A 1,223-nucleotide genomic window follows, 5' to 3' on the forward strand; every position below is an offset into this window, starting at 1 on the left:
AGTACCCCCACCCTAACCCTCCCCACAAGGGGGAGGGAAGCTGCCGCGCGCACCGTCGCTTCCGCCCTGGCCTCAAAAAAGAAACATGCTCAATTTGCGAGGATCAGCGTCGACGGAAGTCCCCTCCCCCTTGTGGGGAGGGGTTAGGGGTGGGGGTACTCGTAGGGCAAAAGCATCGGCCATTCGGGATTGCCTGCCACAAATTAGAGGCCTCCGCCAAAGCCGCGACACTGAGAAAGCGCCCCACCCTATGCGGTTTGCCACCCGCTTGGTAGTTTGCCGACCCGCATTGGAAAATGACCGCATGAACACGCAAGCAATAGAAGCCGATACGCTGCCCTATCTGTCTTCGGCGTATCTCGACCGCCTGGCGATCTCGACGTCCGAAATGGTCGACGAGATCGAACGCCAGATCGTCGGCCAAAGGCGCGGCGAAGTCTGGTGCGCGCCGAAGGCGGTCGTGCTGCCGGGCGACGACCGCTACATCATGGCGACGCTCGGCGTCGCCTCCAATCCGCCCATGCTGGCCACCAAGTCGCTGGTGGTCAATCCCCGCAATGCCGGGCGCGGCCTCCCCACGATCAACTCGCTGATCACGCTGCTCGACGCCGAGACCGGCCTGCCGCTCGCCCTGGTCGACGGCAATTGGGTGACGGAGAAACGCACGGCCGCCTTGAGCGCCGTCGCCGCCAGGCGCATGGCGGCGAGCGAGGCGTCGTCCATCGCCTTCATCGGCTGCGGCGTGCAGGCGCGCGGCCACCTCGAAGCCTTCGCCGACCTGTTCCCCCTGCGCGAAATACGCGCCTACGGCCGCGGCACCGCCAACCGCGACGCGCTCTGCCAAATGGCGCAATCGCGCGGGCTGCAGGCAGTGCCATGCGACACGGCAAGGGCCGCGATCGAAGGCGCCGACATGGTGGTGACGACAGTGCCCCTGGTGCCCAGCCCCGCCCCCTTCCTCGACGCCAACTGGCTGAAGCCGGGCAGCTTCACCGTGATGACCGACCAGGCCCTACCCTGGCTGCGAGAGACCATGCCTCGCTTCGACCGCATCATCGTCGACGACCTGGAGCAGGAGAGAAACATGCCCAGTCCCATGATCGACCCCGCTTTGGCCGCCGGGGATCTGACGGGGTTGGTTTGTGGCGATTTTAAGGGGAGGCAGAACGCAGGCGAGACGACGGGGTTTGTGTTTCGCGGGCTGGCCGTGGGGGATTTGGCGG

1 protein-coding gene is annotated in these 1,223 nt (G+C 65.7%); it reads left to right on the forward strand.

Annotated elements, in window-relative coordinates; translation table 11 throughout:
* Positions 1-304 precede the first annotated feature (304 nt).
* Positions 305-1,223: ornithine cyclodeaminase family protein (locus tag FJ958_RS31415; protein WP_140750008.1), on the forward strand; the 919-nt coding region annotated here is incomplete at its 3' end.

This window comes from Mesorhizobium sp. B2-3-5, assembly GCF_006442395.1.
Lineage (GTDB): Bacteria > Pseudomonadota > Alphaproteobacteria > Rhizobiales > Rhizobiaceae > Mesorhizobium.